The 16456-nt window shown below is 64.6% G+C and carries 15 protein-coding genes and 1 riboswitch; of the genes, 6 read left to right on the plus strand and 9 right to left on the minus strand.

Translation table 11 applies throughout. The features are described from left to right. The first annotated feature begins 82 nt into the window (after positions 1–82). Complete coding sequence (locus CXX84_RS15835) at positions 83–382, plus strand: DUF1905 domain-containing protein (RefSeq protein ID WP_102977683.1); 300 nt, start codon at positions 83–85, stop codon at positions 380–382. 11 nt (positions 383–393) lie between these two features. Here CXX84_RS15835 and CXX84_RS15840 read toward each other — a convergent pair whose 3' ends face one another. From CXX84_RS15840 to CXX84_RS15850, 3 genes are read right to left on the minus strand one after another with little or no spacing between them, the layout of a single operon-like run. After that, positions 394–1602 carry an O-succinylhomoserine sulfhydrylase gene (locus tag CXX84_RS15840; RefSeq protein WP_102977684.1) on the minus strand — a complete coding sequence of 403 codons (1209 nt, stop codon included), beginning with the start codon at positions 1600–1602 and terminating at the stop codon, positions 394–396. Beyond that, the gene (locus CXX84_RS15845) at positions 1603–2013 is read right to left on the minus strand and encodes a rhodanese-like domain-containing protein (protein ID WP_102977685.1); all 411 of its coding nucleotides are present in this window, start codon (positions 2011–2013) and stop codon (positions 1603–1605) included. Continuing rightward, positions 2010–2288 carry a DUF1737 domain-containing protein gene (locus CXX84_RS15850; RefSeq protein ID WP_102977686.1) on the minus strand — a complete coding sequence of 93 codons (279 nt, stop codon included), beginning with the start codon at positions 2286–2288 and terminating at the stop codon, positions 2010–2012. Before CXX84_RS15850 ends, CXX84_RS15845 begins: the two co-directional genes overlap by 4 nt. A gap of 13 nt (positions 2289–2301) precedes the next feature. Next, a riboswitch (SAM riboswitch) is annotated at positions 2302–2416 on the minus strand. Between the two features lie 295 nt (positions 2417–2711). Between CXX84_RS15850 and opgC the strand changes: the two genes are divergently transcribed. After that, positions 2712–5126 carry an OpgC domain-containing protein gene (opgC, locus tag CXX84_RS15855; RefSeq protein WP_102977687.1) on the plus strand — a complete coding sequence of 805 codons (2415 nt, stop codon included), beginning with the start codon at positions 2712–2714 and terminating at the stop codon, positions 5124–5126. A 37-nt stretch (positions 5127–5163) separates the two neighbouring features. Here the strand turns inward: opgC and CXX84_RS15860 are convergent, their stop codons facing one another. Then, complete coding sequence (locus CXX84_RS15860) at positions 5164–5754, minus strand: GNAT family N-acetyltransferase (RefSeq protein WP_102977688.1); 591 nt, start codon at positions 5752–5754, stop codon at positions 5164–5166. Positions 5755–5897: 143 nt separating this feature from the next. Here CXX84_RS15860 and CXX84_RS15865 point away from each other — a divergent pair, with 143 nt between their 5' ends. Then, positions 5898–7502: a flavin monoamine oxidase family protein gene (locus CXX84_RS15865; protein ID WP_102977689.1), complete on the plus strand. Its 1605-nt coding sequence runs from the start codon at positions 5898–5900 to the stop codon at positions 7500–7502. Beyond that, positions 7499–8224, plus strand: a complete 726-nt coding sequence (locus CXX84_RS15870; protein ID WP_223253123.1) for a Rid family hydrolase — start codon at positions 7499–7501, stop codon at positions 8222–8224. The genes CXX84_RS15865 and CXX84_RS15870 overlap by 4 nt, the downstream gene beginning before the upstream one ends. A 78-nt stretch (positions 8225–8302) precedes the next feature. Here CXX84_RS15870 and CXX84_RS15875 read toward each other — a convergent pair whose 3' ends face one another. After that, positions 8303–8557 (minus strand): hypothetical protein, encoded by a 255-nt coding sequence (locus CXX84_RS15875; RefSeq protein WP_102977691.1) that lies wholly within the window; start codon positions 8555–8557, stop codon positions 8303–8305. A gap of 234 nt (positions 8558–8791) precedes the next feature. Here CXX84_RS15875 and CXX84_RS15880 point away from each other — a divergent pair, with 234 nt between their 5' ends. Then, positions 8792–9502 (plus strand): TetR/AcrR family transcriptional regulator C-terminal domain-containing protein, encoded by a 711-nt coding sequence (locus tag CXX84_RS15880; RefSeq protein ID WP_102977692.1) that lies wholly within the window; start codon positions 8792–8794, stop codon positions 9500–9502. A gap of 54 nt (positions 9503–9556) precedes the next feature. On the opposite strand, the gene CXX84_RS15885 is transcribed toward CXX84_RS15880, so the two are convergent. Beyond that, a complete protein-coding gene (locus tag CXX84_RS15885; protein ID WP_102977693.1) occupies positions 9557–10021 on the minus strand; it encodes a pyridoxamine 5'-phosphate oxidase family protein in 465 nt (154 codons plus the stop codon). Positions 10022–10087: 66 nt separating this feature from the next. Next, positions 10088–11017 (minus strand): aminodeoxychorismate lyase, encoded by a 930-nt coding sequence (locus CXX84_RS15890; protein ID WP_102977694.1) that lies wholly within the window; start codon positions 11015–11017, stop codon positions 10088–10090. A 96-nt stretch (positions 11018–11113) separates the two neighbouring features. Here CXX84_RS15890 and cls point away from each other — a divergent pair, with 96 nt between their 5' ends. Beyond that, positions 11114–12589, plus strand: a complete 1476-nt coding sequence (cls, locus tag CXX84_RS15895; protein ID WP_411266221.1) for a cardiolipin synthase — start codon at positions 11114–11116, stop codon at positions 12587–12589. A gap of 20 nt (positions 12590–12609) precedes the next feature. Here the strand turns inward: cls and CXX84_RS15900 are convergent, their stop codons facing one another. Further along, positions 12610–13884 (minus strand): multidrug effflux MFS transporter, encoded by a 1275-nt coding sequence (locus CXX84_RS15900; protein ID WP_102977695.1) that lies wholly within the window; start codon positions 13882–13884, stop codon positions 12610–12612. A 207-nt stretch (positions 13885–14091) separates the two neighbouring features. After that, positions 14092–16455, minus strand: coding sequence for a beta-glucosidase family protein (locus CXX84_RS15905; RefSeq protein WP_102977696.1), 2364 nt, complete (start codon positions 16453–16455; stop codon positions 14092–14094). Position 16456: the final 1 nt, after the last annotated feature.

Below are 16456 nucleotides of genomic sequence, written 5' to 3' on the forward strand. Positions count from 1 at the left end.
TGACATTCTGACGGCAACGCTTGGAGGCTGCAAGAATCGCAGGGCCCTTATCCGACGGACCCGAACCTGCCATACTCAGCCCGTGACGGCGTCGTATTCCTTCAAAGCGGAACTGTGGCTGTACCCGGGTGAAGCGGGCTGGCATTTCCTGACCCTGCCCGAGGACATCGCGGACGATGTACGGGAGCAAAATGCTGCCGCGAGCAGAGCCTTTGGTTCCGTGAAAGTCACCGCAGAAGTTGCCGGCCACTCGTGGCAGACCTCGCTCTTTGCAGACAACAAAACGAACTCATACCTGTTGCCGGTCAAGAAGGCTGTCCGGGACAAGGCCGGGATTATGGCCGGTGACGTGGTCCAGGTCCGGATCGCAGCGGACTCCTGAGAAGAGACACGCTAGATCTGCTTGAGCGCCTGTTCCAGGTCACCAATCAGATCGTCCGCGTCCTCAAGGCCCACCGAAAGCCGCACCACGCCGTCGCTCAAGCCGATGGCTGCCCGTCCCTCCGGACCCATCGCACGGTGCGTGGTGGTGGCCGGGTGCGTGATGAGGGACTTGGCGTCTCCGAGGTTGTTGGAGATGTCGATGATTCTCAAACCGTCCAGCAGCGCAAAGGCGGCTTCCTTGCCTGAGCGGCCACCCGTCGTCGCAAGCTCCAAGGTAAGGACGGTCCCGCCGGCGCTCATCTGCTTTGCGGCCAGCTCATACTGCGGGTGCGACTTCAGGAGCGGGTACTTCACCCAGCTCACGGCAGGCTGCTGCTCCAGCCACTCGGCGAGCCGCAGGGCGGTGGCCGAGGAGTGGTTCACGCGCAGCGCCATGGTCTCCAGGCCCTTGGTCAGAACCCAGGCGTTGAAAGCGGACAACGCCGGGCCGGTGTGGCGCATCAGCTGCTTTACGGGGCCGTCGATGAACTCCTTCGTGCCCAGGATGGCGCCGCCAAGCACCCTGCCCTGGCCGTCGATGTGCTTGGTGCCGGAGTAGACAATGACGTCCGCGCCAAACTGCCCGCAGCGCTGCAGCAGGGGAGTGGCAAACACATTGTCGACGACGACAGTTGCCCCCGCGGCATGCGCAAGTTCGCTGACTGCGGCGATGTCCACGATCTCCTGCATCGGGTTTGACGGCGATTCAAAGAAGACGGCTGTGGTGGGCTCGGAGAGTGCTGCGCGCCACTGCTCCAGGTCGGGTCCGTCCACGAAGACCGTTTCCACGCCCCACCGCGGCAGGATCTCGTTGAGGATCACAAAGCAGGATCCGAACAGCGAGCGTGCTGCAACCACACGGTCGCCGGCTGCCAGCAGGGCACCCAAAGCCGTGAATACCGCGGACATGCCGGACGCCGTCGCAAAGCATGCCTCAGTTCCCTCGAGGAGGCGGAGCCGTTCCTGGAAGGTGGCCACGGAGGGATTGCCGTACCGGGAGTAGACAAAGCGCTCGTCCTCGCCCGTGAAGGCGCGTTCGGCAGCAGCAGCGGATTCGTACACGAACCCGGAGTTCAGGAAGATGGCTTCGCTGGTTTCCTGGAAGTTGGTGCGGTCCAGCCCGCCGCGAACAGCCTGCGTGTCGGGGCTCCAGCCGGCGGCGTCTTCGTTGAAGGTCACTTAGTTCTTTCCCAGGTTGGTGGGCAGGCCGCGGTTCTTCCAGCCGTTGACCGTGCGTTCGCCGAAGCGGTCCGGCTCGCCCTCGAAGCCCTCAAGGACGTTGTAGGAGGTGAAGCCCGCCTGCGTTGCAGCTATCGCCGCGGCAATGGACCGCTGGCCTGAGCGGCACAGGAACACCAGTTCGGTTGAACGGTCCTCCGGAGCCTGCTGGTTCAGGTCAATGATGAAGTCGGGGTTCGGAATACCGCCCGGGAAGGACCACTGGATGAAGAGGGGATCGTTGTCCGTGGCTTTGGTATCGGGAATCCCGATGTGCGCCCACTCGCCTTCGGTCCGGACGTCCACCAGGACGGCGCCCTGTTCCAGCTTTTCCCAGGCCTCCTGGGGCGTCAGGTCTCCGGCGTAGCTCATGCGTGGCCCTCGCCGTCGAAGTCAAGGTCCTCGCCCGCGGACTCGAGATCGTCAACAGCGTAGGCGACGGCGGCATCCGCTGACGCAATGGCTGCCGGCAGGACCACGGCCTGCGCCACGATGACGCTGGTGCCGTTGAAGGTTGCGGCGGGGCTGCCATGCAGCACGTACCCCTCGGCCAAGGCGTTCGAGATCCGTTCGCAGAATTCGCGGTTGTCCGATCCGCTGATGAGGCGGTAGGACAGTTTTTCTTCAGGGGCAGGTGCGTCAGACACGACGGATCTCCTTCTCTCACGCTTGCAACTCGAATGGGTCGATATGCCGAGTGTTCACCTGAGGCACCCCGCCGCGGAAGGAGGGTTGCCGACCGGCCAGTCAGGGCTTGGCGCCGGTACTCATTACTCCCCAAAAACGTAACACCTGACGCCCGGCCCCGCACCGCCGTCGTCGTCATGTTGCGTAACTGAGCGGGTGCAGCGGCGGGCCCGTCGGCCTCACCTTCATTCAACGTACGACGGCGGCTCCGCGGCGGGCGCGTCGACGTCAGGTGTGCAGGCCGCTGCACCCCAGCCGGATAAAGTTTCTTTCGGGGCGCCGCCCCGTCACTGGAGCATCAGTCCCTGGGGGTCTTCATCAGTACGCCATCTGCCGCCGCGCCCAAACGTCCCGTCCGAAGCGGCACCCCTGTGCCCGGCCGGATGTTTGCTTTCCTCGCCACACTGCTGATCGCGGTCCTGTCCGCCGTTGGACCCGCAGCGCCGGCGCAGGCTGCCAGCAGTTTTCCAGAGGAAGGCAAGCCGCTGCTCGGGGCAGTCCTTGAATGGGGCGAGGATACCGCTGCCGGTTTTTCTGAACGGCTCGGGGCGTCCCCGGCAATCTTCGGGCACGACATGGCGTTCCCTTCCCGCGCCTCGGAAGAGAACGACATCCGGGGATTCCTGGAACAGTCCGCCGGTCAGGGCGCCCATGCGATGCTGACGGTCAGGCCCACTGTTCCCCTGGCAGAGGTTTCTGCTGCAGCAGCTGCAGACTTCGCCGAGGATGTGCGGCGGCTGGCCGGGAACTTCGACGGGAAGCTGCTCATTCGCTTTGCCCCGGACATGAACGCCAGCTGGGTGGACTGGGGCCAACAGCCGGCTGCCTACCGTTCGGCGTTCCAGGCAATGACGGCGGCCTTTCGGAGTGCCGATGCCAGCGGCCGTTACCTGATGGTGTGGGAACCCTACCTGGGTAAGGACTATCCCTTTGACCGGAACCGGAATGCGCCGGCGCCCGGAAGCGAAGGCTTCGCCCTGCTGGATACCAACGGCGACGGCGCCTGGACGGGTTCAGATGCTGCCTACGAACCCTTCTATCCGGGCGACGACGCCGTGGACTGGGTTGGGCTGACGGCCTACCATGACGACACTGCTGGAGGCGCAGCAGTCAATACGGTCCCTCGGTCGGGTGAACTGCAGGAAATGCTGACCTCCTCGGGTGGGGAAAACTTTTACGGCACGTATGCGGACGGGCGTGACAAACCCTTTCTGCTGCAGACGGCTGCTTTTTACAGTCCGGCCTCCGGTGGCGGATCGGAAGCCGACATCAAGAATTCGTGGTGGGACCAGGTGCTCGGTACTGCCGGGTCAGCTGGCTTCGCCCTTACCGGGGCAGTGGTCTGGGACGAGCGCACCAGCACCCGCGACACCGGGGTTGCAAGCATCGACTGGCGGCTGACGGGAAACTCCACCATTGCCGACGCGGCTCTGGCCCGGCTGCAGGCCTCGCCTGTGGTGACCGGGCCCGTCACGGACATCAGCGCCGGGAACGGGTTGAGCAGGTCCAATACCCTGTCCGGCGCGGGGGCCTGGGCCGTGGGGGCGGCGCTCATCATCCTGCTGGTGGCGCTGTGGCGCATCCCGGCCAGACTGGGCGCGGTATCGGCATGGGCGTACAGCGATCCCTCCAGCAGGGACTCACGGGTGGACCTGCTGCGGGGCCTGGCCATCGTCTTTGTGGTGGTGAACCACCTCGGCATGGTGTCGCTCTTCCAGCTCCTGACCCAGGAAGCGGTGGGCTTTGTTTCTGGTGCCGAGCTGTTTGTCCTGTTCTCCGGCCTGGTGGTTGGCATGGTCTATAGACCCCGGGCCAAGGAGGATCTGGGCACCGTGGTGGACCTGACCTCGCGGCGGGCGGGGAAGCTCTACCTGACGGCGCTCGTGGTGCTGGTGGGTGTCTTCCTTATGTCACTGCTGCCAGTTTTCCGGACAGAAGCACTCACCACTTTCAGTGACCAGGGCACCGGCGGGGCAGGGCACGACGGGGCCGGCCGCACCTACGATCTGTATGCCGGGATGGAAACACTGTTCCAGTTCCCTGTCCCGGCGCAGGTCCTGCCCGCCATCCTGCTGCTGCAGTTTGGGCCGTGGCAGTTCAACGTGATGGGCCTCTACGTGGTGCTGCTGCTGGCCAGCCCGCTCATCCTGGCCGCCCTCAACCGCGGCAAAGCCGTGTGGGTGCTGGCGGCAACACTTGCCCTGTATGCCGTGGGTACGGTGACGCGCTTCCGACTCCTGCCGTCGCAGTTCGAGGATTCCTTCCCCTTGCTGGTGTGGCAGGTGCTGTTCATCATCGGCCTGGTGGCCGGATTCCACCGGCGCAGCATTGTCGCCTGGCTTTCGGCACACCCCTGGGTGGTGGCGGCCTGTACTGCTGCGGCCTTCGCGTTCGCATTCCTGTCCTGGGGAAACCCGTACCTGGCCAACGGGTTCGACGTCCGCCTGGCGATCATCCCGGATACCCTGTACCGGACCATGTACGACCTGCTCTTTGGACGCACCTATCTTGCCCCCGGCCGGTTACTCAACGTCCTGGTCCTGGTGGTGGCAGCCTATGCCTTCCTCACTGCGTACTGGAGGCCGGTGCAGCGGGCCCTCGGCTGGTTCCTTGTTCCTTTGGGCCGTGCCACCCTCTACGTCTTCATCATGCACGTGGTGCTCATCGCCGTGGTGGCCAATATCCCGGTGCTCCAGCAGGGAGATGTCCTCATCAACACGCTGGCCTACATCGTGGTGCTGGGGCTCCTCTGGGTGATGGTGCGGACACGGTTCCTGTTCCGCATCATCCCAACCTGATTCCTTAGCGGCCCCGGTAGTCCTGCCGGTCTGGAAATTACGGCTGAGGCAGGATCAGTTGGTGGAGCAGGTGGTCCTGCCACTGCCCGGCGATCTGCAGGTACTTCGGGGCCACCCCGATCTCCTGGAACCCGGCCCGCTGCAGGATTTGCCGGGACGGTTTGTTATGGAGCAGCGTTGCTGCCTGGATGCGGTGGAGACCGAGTCCATCACGCGCGTAGCCGGCTGCAAAGCGGACGGCTGCTGTGCCGATTCCTTGTCTCGTGAGGCCGTGGTCCACCCAGTAGCCCAGGTTGGCGCTGAGGAAGGGGCCACGGACAATTCCCGTCAGCGTGACGGCCCCCACCACATGCTCACCGCCGGTGCCGCTCCCCGGCGTGCCGGCGGCGTCGTCCTTTTGCTCCACCACAATCCACGGAAGCTCGGAGCCGGCAGCGTGCAGCGCACGCTTGCCACGGATGAGCTCGAGCTGGTGCTCCGGAGTGAAGAAGCTGTCGTCGCGGTGTGGTTCCCAGGGTGCGAGGTGCCCGCGATTCCGCTGGTATGCCTCTGCGAGTGCGCCCGCATCCCCCTCCGTCAGCGGGCGGATGCAAAGTCCTTCCCTCAAATACGTGCTGCTGCCAGTCAAGAACGGGACTCCTTCAGAGAGCGGCTCCGAAGCAGCGTTTACTCCACGGAAATAAGAATGGTACAGCACGGACACTGTCACAGCATTTGACGAAACATTTCACCCCTACGCTCACCTCGTAACACTCCGGTGAAAGGGAAAAAATGACAGATGCGACTCGCAGGAATTTCCTCCGCTACGTGGGCATGGTGGGGGGAGCCGGGGTGATGTACGAGACCATGGCCGCGATGGGCCTGGCTCCTGATACAGCAGCGCCTGCCTATGCTGCGCCCCGGGCGGATGACCTGCGCGGCAACGGCAAAAGCGTAGTAGTTCTTGGTGGCGGCATAGCCGGCCTGACCACTGCCTATGAGCTGGGTAAGGCTGGCTACAAAGTCACGATTCTTGAGGCGCGGATGCGGCCGGGCGGACGCAACTGGACCGTGCGCGGGGGAACCGAAGAAACGGACCTGCGGGGAGTTACGCAGCGGGCCACGTTCTCGAAAGACCAGTACATGAACGCAGGCCCCGGCCGCATTCCGCAGCACCACATCACCATGGACTACTGCAAGGAACTGGGGGTGGCCATCGAGCCCTTCACCAACCAGAACGCCGACGGCTACCTCTTCCGTGAAGGCAGCAGCAAGCTTTCCAATACCCCCATTCGGCACCGCGCTGCTAAGGCCGATGTTTACGGGTACGTCTCCGAACTGCTTGCCAAAGCTACGGACCAGGGCGCTCTGGACAGTTACATGAGCGCCGCCGACAAAGAGAACCTGATCTCCTTCCTGCGCAATTTTGGCGCGATCGGCGGCAAGGTCCCGGGGGACGCCGCTGCGAGCTTCAAGTACACCGGCACAGGCCGTAAGGGCTACTCCGTACACCCCGGAGCAGGCATGGAAGCGGGAACACCGCTGGCGCCCGACGCACTGACCGATGTATTCGCCAGCGGCGTGGGGAACTACTTCTCCTTCGAGTTCGGCTGGGACCAGGCCATGATGATGTTCCAGCCCGTGGGAGGCATGGACCGCATTCCATATGCATTTGAAGCAGCCATCGGCAAGGACAAGTTCGTGTACGGCGCCCAGGTCCTGTCGATGAACAATACCGCTGGCGGTGTTTCGGTCGATTACACCAACCCCGGTGGCCAAACCAAGAGGATCGAAGCAGACTTCGCCGTCTGCACGCTGCCCCCGCACATTGCAGCCAAGATCCCCGGAAACCTTCCCACAGACGTGCTGGACGCCCTCAAATTCGCCACCCCCAGCGACGCCGGCAAGATTGGCATCGAGTACTCCCGTCGCTGGTGGGAAGAGGACCACCGGATTTACGGCGGTATCACCAACACCAACATCGACCTCGGCAATATGTGGTACCCCTCCACCGGGTTCCACGGGCAGCGTGGCACCATGGTGGGCTACTACAATACCGGCGCCAGCGCACGTGCCTACAAGGAACTCAGCCCCGAAAAGCGGCTCAGCCGGGCCCTTGACCAAGGAGCCCGGATTCATGGCGACGTATACCGGAAGGACGTGGCGGCGTCGTTCTCGGTGGACTGGGGAAGCACCGCGTTCTCGGAAGGCGCCTGGGTGGGCTGGCCGTCCCAGACCGATGCGAAATACGCCAAGCTTCTTGAGCCTTCCGGCAACATCTACTTTGCCGGTGACCACCTCAGCCATGCCATTGCCTGGCAGCACGGCGCCATGACGTCCGCCCGGGTTGCCGTCACCGCCCTGCACACCCGCGCCGCCGCAATGGTGGCCGGATGACAAGCACGCCTTATCCCACCGGAACGCAAGCCGCAACCAGAAAGTACTCCATGCTCCGTCGCCGCCTTTCCCTGATCGCAGCCGGTGTTGCCGGCGTTACCCTCACTGCAACTGCATCTTTCGCCGCTCCTGCGGTGTTCAAGGACCTCACAGACCCCAAGCCCGGCACCACGGTGTCCAACCTTCCCGCCGGCCAGGACAATCCGATGATCGCCAGCGGGGTGGCCATCGGCGCGAACACGCCTATCTACAAGACCAGCGGGCTGGGGCCTGCCGCCCTCAATACTGCCGCGCCGGCGGGCAGCGAGCAGCGCTACGTTGATACCGAAGTGTTTCCAGGAGGAGTCCTGACGCCCGGCGTCACCATCACAGAAGCCCAGGGCATCAACGTTCTCCGCCGGATTGGCGAGAATTTGGCGCAGGCAGGGCTGGATTACGACGACGTCATCACCATGCGCGTTTTCCTGCAGAATCCTGCCGGTGCAGAAAAGGCCGACTTTGACGGGTGGAACCGCGCGTACAGACAGTACTTTGCGAACACCAGCCTCTCGGACGGCTCACCCATCAAGGTTCCCCTGGGCTCGGCTGCGTCTGCCGAACCGTTCGTGAAGACCACCGCCCGGCCGTCTCGCTTTGCGCTGGAAATTGAGAACCTGCCAGTCAACGGCTGGCTGGTGGAGGTGGAGGTGGACGCAGCGTATCCGGCGTCCGGAGGCAGGTAGTTTCCGCACATACAGAAACGGCGTGGACCGCGTGCCGGTAAGGCAGCGGTCCACGCCGTTTTTCCGTCGTCCGGAAGACTATACGAGTCCCGGGTAGCTGGCCAGGATGTAGTCGGCGGCAGCCGGGCCCTTCATGCGCAGGCCGTTGTGACCGGGTGCGATGCGGGCGTTCATGGCCGACCAAAAAGCGGATTCCGGTCCCGGCTTTTGCTGGTTGATAAAGCACCAGCTGGTGTACAGGCCATACAGGCGGTCGCGCTCGAGCGTGGAATCCGAGGCTTGGTCGAGGTAGGTGGCTTCGTTGAGGAATAGATCGAACTGCGAATGCGCCATGACGGCTTCCCTTCGCTAAGTGCGGTGGTGCCGCCGTTCGGCTACAGCAGCTAACCCTCGTTGCCCTGCACGGGGCAACGGAGTGTTGATGAAGTCCGCTAAAATCGACGGGCTACGGGCGGGGTTGTTGCCGCATCTACGTTGTAGACTTTACCCGTAGACTACCTATCCGGCAAGCGTGTGGATTTACTCACAGGAACGCTTGGCCGGGCAACAGCCAACAGGACGGAAATCATGGGCTCCCCGAAGACCTCCGCCGCAGGCGGGACCGCTCGAAAGGCTCCGCTCAGCAGGGAACTTGTGCTGACCAAAGCGCTCGAAGTGGTTGACGAGGAGGGCCTGGACGCGCTGACCATGCGCCGCCTGGGCCAGGAGCTGGGCCGTGACCCGATGAGCCTCTACCGCTACGCCGAGAACCGTGCTGCGTTGCTGGACGGCGTCTCCGAACTGGTCCTCAACGAACTCCCCATCGAGCCTGATGATCCTGACTGGAAAGCACAGTTGCGCCTCATCGCGCACAATCTGCGGAGCCTGGCGCTGGAGCACCCCAACGTGGTTCCGCTGCTGGTGACACGGCCGCTCTCGACCCCCCTGGGGCTAAGACCGCTGGGTACCTTGCGTCCCCTTGAACAGATCCTGTCCCTGCTTATTGGCGCAGGGTTCAGCCCCGCCGGAGCCCTCCACGTTTACCGTGCGTACTACGGTTTCCTGTACGGCCATATCCTGAACGAGCTCCAGGAATTCGTGGTGGACCCGGAGGAAAACGAAGTCCTGCTGCGGCTGGGACTGCACCGGCTGCCGGCCAAGGAGTTTCCCCGGCTCCGTGCGCTGGCCCCTGCGCTGGCTGAATACGATGGCTCGGCAGAACTGGACCAGGGCATCACCATCCTGCTGTCCGGGCTTGAAACCCAGCTTTCCCTTACCGGCGCAAACCCAACGGACTAATCGGACCCTCAACCTGGCGGCCCGAAACCGTCAGCCGGAGCACGGGTGACGTGGCTATTCGAAGGAAGCCCGGCGCTTGTCCTGTGCCCGCGTGGCCCAGACATCCGGGCGGTTTACCTTGAACCGGCGGCCCGTGAGCGCGCGGGCCGACAGGCGGATGTAGTTCGCCTTTTCTCCCGGCTGCCACGGCTCGAGTCCGAGGCTGTCCACGGCGTCCTTGTCCCCCTGGTCCTGGATGACCTCGGTATCGCCGCGCAGCACCACGCTCCAGGCCTCTTCGCTGCTGGGATCATAGCCATCGATCTCCAACGCCGCAGGCCTCTCCGACAGGGCACTCCACAACTTGGTTACCCCGGCGGTGCGGAACGCGATGCTTCGGCGGTGCACGACGTAGTTGATCGGGAAGATCTCGGGGTGGCCATCAACCACCAGCGCAAGGCGGCCGACAGCGTCGTTCTCCAGAAGTTCCCAGCATTCGTCAAAGGTCAGGTTGTCATTCGGCTGCGTCTGCGAGTCCATGAACCACACCTTACGGCCACTGCACCCAAGGAACCTAGGTCCGGACGCAGCAAAACGCAGGTCCTTTTACTGGATGCCGGAGAACAACCCGTTCAGCTCAGCGGTGAGTTCTTTCTGCAACGACGGAGTGCCGATCGCCTTGCCATCGATATGGTTGACCGGTGCCAGCAGGCGGACACTCGAGATCAGCCAGACAGCGTCGGCATCCAGCAGGTCCTGTGGCTCAAGCGGCCCGTAGCCCAGTTCCCAGCCCGCCGCTTTTGCCGCCGTGAACAGCGCCCCCTGCGAGGTGCCCGGGAGGATTCCACTGTCCAGCTGAGGGGTGATGAGGCGCTTGACTGCAGTGCCGTCGTCGGACGTTTCAACATGGGCGAGCAGCACGGTGGAGGTGGGGCCTTCAAGCACGCGCCCGTCGGAGGAAATAAAGATGACGTCGTCGGCGCCCTGTTTGCGCGCGTGGCGGAGCGCTGCCATGTTCACCGCATAGGAGAGGGTCTTCGCCCCGAGCAGCAGCCAGGGGGCGCGCTCGGCAACGTCACTGTCATAGCCCCGGTCCAGGAGGATGACGTCGAGGCCTGTCTCCCGCTGGTGCCGTGCAAGCGTGCCGGCCGCGGACACCTGAACCCAGGCTGTGGGAGAAGAAGCGCCCTCCACGCCACGGGTCACCACCAGCTTGACCACCAGCTCCTCGCCGGACGCATCTGCGGGAGGATGCTGGGACCGGTGCCCGCCAAGTGCTGCTGCGATGGCACGGCGCCACGCCTCCCCGCTCGGGATCTCCAGGTCGAGTGCCTCTGCGGAGCCGGCGAGGCGGTCCAGGTGGGCCTGGATCTTCCGCACCGTGCCGCCTGTGGCCAGCATGGTTTCGAAGATGCCGTCCCCGCGGGTGGCGCCCTGGTCAGTCACCAGGAGCTGGGGCTTGGAGGCATCGGCGGTCCGGCCCTCCGGGAAGGCGGTATCGAGGAAAACAAGAACCACGGGAGCTGGAGAGGTCATGGCTCCAGCTTAGTGCGGCGCCGCACGGATAAGCTGGGCAGAGTGCCCTGGCAGGAAACGGTCCGCCGGGAGCCCATCCTTCGGGGGTTTATTTACGTGTTGTGGCCATTTTCGCTTGCCGGCACCGCACCTGCGTGGGTTGTGGTGCTGCTGGGCGTCGCCGACCTCATCATCAGGATATTGGCCCTGGGAATCATTCCGGGGAACAGGCGGCCCACCACCGCGATGGCATGGCTGCTGGGCATCTTCTTCGTCCCGTTCGTGGGCATCATCCTGTTCCTGCTCTTCGGCAACTTCAAGCTGTCCAGCCGCCGCCGGGAGCAGCAGCAGCAGGTGAACGAACGGGTACGGGCCGGAACGTCGTCGCTCTCCGCCGTCGAGAGCAGTTATCCGGGACCGGAGTGGGTCAAGTCCGCAGCCGAGCTGAACCGCAGGCTCGGGTCCCTGCCCATGGTGGACGGCAACTCCGTGGACCTGATCCCCGGGTATCCGGACTCCATCTTCGAGATGACCGCGGCGGTCCGGAAGGCCAGGAAGTTCGTCAACGCCGAGTTTTACATCATGAGCACGGACCACATCACTGATGAACTGCTCACTGCCCTCGAGGAAGCAGCCGAGCGCGGCGTGGAAGTCCGCGTGCTGTTCGACCACATCGGAACCCTGCGTGTCCAGGGTTACCGGAAGCTCCTCAAACGCCTCCGCGCGGGCAAAATCCAGTGGAAACGCATGCTCCCACTCCTGCCCATCCACGGGCAGTGGCGCCGGCCGGACCTGCGCAACCACCGCAAAATCATGGTGATCGACGGCGAAATCGCCTTTACCGGCTCGCAGAACCTGATCGAGCCCTCCTACAACAACCCCCGGCACCGCAAGGCAGGCCGGGAATGGGTGGAGCTGATGGCGTGCCTGCGCGGGCCGATCGTCACCACCCTGAACGTTGTCTTCGCCACGGACTGGCTGAGCGAAACCGATGAATCGCTGGAGCACCAGCTGCAGCTGCCGTCGGACCCGAATCCCGGAAATGTCACGGCGCAGGTGGTCCCGAGCGGACCCGGCTTCATCACCGAGAACAATTTGCGGCTCTTCAACACGCTCATCTACTCGGCGCAGCACCGGATCTCGATCTGCAGCCCGTACTTCGTCCCGGACGATTCGCTGCTTTACGCCATCACCACCGCCGCGCAGCGCGGCGTGGATGTGGAACTGTTCGTGTCCGAAAAGGGCGACCAGTTCCTGGTCCACCACGCCCAGCGTTCCTACTACGAGGCGCTGCTGGAAGCCGGAGTCCGGATCTACCTGTACAAGGCCCCGTTCGTGCTCCACGCCAAGCACTTCACCATTGACGACGAGGTCGCGGTCCTGGGCTCCAGCAACATGGACATGCGCTCCTTTTCCCTCAATATGGAGGTGTCCGTGATGCTGCTGGGCGAGGACATCGTCACCAAGATGCGGGCGGTTGAGGACACGTACCGGGACATTTCACACGAGCTGAAACTGACGGACTGGGTCAATCGGCCTCTGGCAGCGCGGTACGTGGACAACGTGGCAAGGCTGACCGCAACGGTCCAGTAGCAGCGCTGCCTGCCGTCCGGCTACTCGTCGGCGGCCACGCGTTCGTCATCGCCGCGGTTGGCATGTTCCGGCCGGCCGCCTGGACGGTACGCGGAGGTGCCGGCAGCAAGGACCGCCACTGTCAGCACACAGCTGCCGATCATAACGCTGACCATCGACAGGGCGCTTCCGCCCAGCAGCCCCACCAAGGGGCTTACGAGGCCTGCCACCCCCGACTGCAGGGCTCCGATGACCGCTGCGGCGGTTCCGGCCATATGGCCGAAGTTATGGAGGGCAAGGACAGAGGCGTTGGCCGGAATCATTCCCTGCGCACCCAGCACGAGCCAGAGCCCTGCCATCAGCCCCCCCACACCGCCAGTGCCTGTGGCCACAGCCGCCAGCAGCAGTAGGGCAAGGGCCAGTTGGACAAGGACGGCAGCGCGCAGGAGGCGGACCGGCGGAAACTTCCGGACCAGGGCGGCATTGAGCTGCGCCGAGAGTACCAGCGCCGCACCGTTGAAGGCGAAGGCGAGGGCGAACTGCTGCTCGGTGAAGCCGTACTCGTTTTGGAAAACGAAGGGGGAACCCACCACGTAGCTCATGATCAGGGCCAGTCCGAGCCCCGGTATGACGGCCAGTGCCATGAAGTGTTTGTCCCGCAGGAGCAGCCAGTAGGCACCGGCAACATGCCTGGGCCGGCCAGGGCTGCGACTCTCCGGCGGCAGGGTTTCGGGCATGTACTTCCCCACGATGGCCACCAGGACAACGCCGATGAGTGCCAGGACGTAGAAGACGGCACGCCAGTGCCAGAGTCCCGCCACGGCCTGGCCCACGGTGGGCGCAAAGAGGGGAGCGACGCCGATTACCAGCATCAGGCGGGACAGCAGTCGGGCTGCTTCGGAGCCAGTGAAGCGGTCCCGGATGACGGCGATTGCCACTACCGCCGCGGCAGCATTGAAGAAACCCTGCAGGACGCGCAACCCGGTCAACGTTTCGATGTTGGGCGTGATGGAGCAGAGCAGCGAGATCACCACGTGCAGGGAGATGCCGATGACCAGCGGCAGCCGCCGGCCGAACCGGTCCGAGAACGGGCCGATGACCAGCTGGCCTATCCCGCCGCCGAGGAGGGTTCCGGACAGCGTCAGCTGGGCCGCGGCCCGGGTGGTTTCAAGATCCTCCACCACGGCAGGCAGCGATGGCAGGTACATGTCTGTCGTCACGGCCGGAAGCGCGGCCAGGGCACCCAGCATCAGCACATACTTGATGCTGCTGCGGGGTGCCTGGGGGCTGGAAATTGTGGGGTGTGTGTCCGTCACGCGGCAATACCTTACTGTGTGGAAGCACTGAGGATCGGCCCGCCGCGTGGCTTGAGCGGTTCAGCTGGCTGGTTCGGGTGTTTCACGGATTCCCAGGTCTGCCCGTAAGGCATGTGGTCACTGGGCTCAACTGTGAAGTGGCCGGCACCACCCTTTGTCACGAGGATACCCCTGCCGGGGCGCGGGAAGAGCGCCCCGGCCGGTATGTCACGTGGCCGGCGTGACCTCGACGCTGCAGTGCAGCCGACGCGTGTGGTCCACGGATCGGGTTTCGCCGGCCAGGGTGACAGCAGCCGTCAGCCGGATGTCTCCGCTGGAGGCACCGAAACCGAGCTGAAGGTCGCCGGGCTCGACGATCCGTTGTCCGTCGCGTCCCGTGAAGGAGGCGACGTCGGCCGGAACCGTGAAGGCCACGCGTGCCGAGGCCCCCGGTTCCAGGGGGACGCGGGCATATCCCACAAGCCTCAGTTCCGGGCGGACAACTGATGCCACCGGATCGTGGAGATACAGCTGCACCAGTTCCGTTCCAGCCCGCCCGCCCGTGTTGGTGACCGTGATGCTTGCCTTGGCTTCGCCGTCCACGGAAATGGCGGCCGGCCCGTCCAGGCTCAGGCCACTCCATTCAAAAGTGGTGTAGCTGAGCCCGTGGCCGAACGGGAAGGCCGCGGCAGGATCGATGTTGGAGACGCTGCTGGCTTTAGCCAGGCGCGACGCCAGGTAGGTGGAGGGCTGCGCCCCCGGTCGGGCCGGGATGCTTACAGGCAGCCGCCCGCTGGGGTTGACGCGGCCGCTGAGGATTCCCGCCACAGCAGGACCGCCTTCCTCGCCGGGGAAGAACGCTTGCACGATCGCTGCCGCATTCTCGACGGCGGAACCCACGGCGTAGGGGCGGCCCGTGAGGAGGACCAGCACCACGGGCTTGCCGGTGCCGATCAGCAGGTCCAGCAGTTGCTGCTGGACGCCCGGAAGCACCAGGGATTCCGCGTCGCAGCCTTCGCCGCTGGTGCCCCGGCCGAAGAGGCCGGCACGGTCACCCAACACCGCGACGACGACGTCCGCGTCGGCGGCGGCAGCAACGGCGTCGTCAAATCCCTCCGTGGAAGCGCCGTCAACGGAGCATCCGGCGGTGACGGAGATGGCACTATCCGGGAATTCGGCCCGCAGGGCCTGCGCCACGGTGGGCAGTTGAATGCCCACCGGAACGTCCGGGTGTTGCCCGCCCACGTGGGCTGGAAAGGAGTAGCAGCCGAGGAACGCCTGCGTGTTGTCCCCGTTGGGTCCGACGACGGCGATGCGGCCGGGGGTGCGCAGCGGCAGGATGCCGTTGTTGCCGGCCAGGACGATTGATTCCTCCGCAACGCGCGCCGCGATCTTGCGGTTTGCGTCGCTGTCCAGCGTGATGCTTCCCTCCAGACCTTCAGCGTCCTCCAGGTTGGCGTTTTCCAGGGCCGGTGGAACCGCTGACCAGTCCGCATCCAGCAGGCCCAGTTCAATTTTTTGCACCAGTACGCGGTGCAGGGCGCGGTCTACCATGCTCACGGAGAGGCGGCCGGACTCAATTTCGGTGATCAGGTGCTCGCCGAAAGCGTGCACGGTGGGAAGTTCGACGTCGACGCCCGCGGACAGTGCGGCGGCTGCAGCTTCCCCGAGGGATCCCGCGACACCATGCAGGTTCTTCAGGAAGGCGATGCCGAAGTAGTCAGCCACCACTGTGCCCGAGAAACCCCAGGTGTCCCGGAGGAGCCCGGTGAGCAGGGATGCGTCGGCGGCGGTGGGAACGCCGTCCATGTCCGTGTACGCATGCATCACAGAGCGGACACCGGATTCGCGGACTGCCATCTCGAAGGGTGGCAGCAGGACGTCGGCCTGTTCCCGGGCACCGACGGAGACCGGAGCCAGGTTCCGCCCGGCCTTGGACGCCGAGTAGCCCACAAAGTGCTTCAGCGTGGCGATGATGCCGCTGCTTTCCAGCCCCTGGATATAGGCAGTGGCCAGCGTTCCGATGAGGTACGGATCCTCACCGATGGTTTCCTCCACCCGGCCCCAGCGGGCATCGCGGACAACATCGAGGACCGGGGCTAGCCCCTGGTGCACGCCAACGGAGCGCATGTCCGCACCGATGGCAGCGGACATGGTGCGGATGAGCTCCGGGTTAAATGTGGCTCCCCAGGCAAGGGGCACTGGATAGGCAGTTGCCTGCCAGGCCGCGAACCCGGCAAGGCATTCTTCATGGACCAGTGCGGGGATGCCGAAGCGGTTGGCGGCGGTGATGCGTTGCTGGGTCCGCTGGAGCGACAGGGCGCCGAGTGCCGGATCCACAGGCGCCGTACCGAAGGGCCTGGTGAGTTGTCCGAGGCCATGCGGAAGGATCTCGTCCAGGTCGACCGGAGGGTTCATCTCATTCTGGTGCGGGGCGACTTCGCCGCCTTCGGTGGAGGCGCCGACCCAGACGCCGAAGAGCTGGGCAGTCTTTTCCCGGAGGGTCATGGCCGCTATCAGGCTGTCGGCGCGTTCCTGCGGGGTGGCTGTGACGTCCCGCCAGGGGGCGGGGTGGGTTGTTGTTTCGGACATT

The organism is Arthrobacter sp. AFG7.2 (genome assembly GCF_002892835.1).
In the GTDB taxonomy this organism is placed as follows: Bacteria; Actinomycetota; Actinomycetes; order Actinomycetales; family Micrococcaceae; genus Arthrobacter.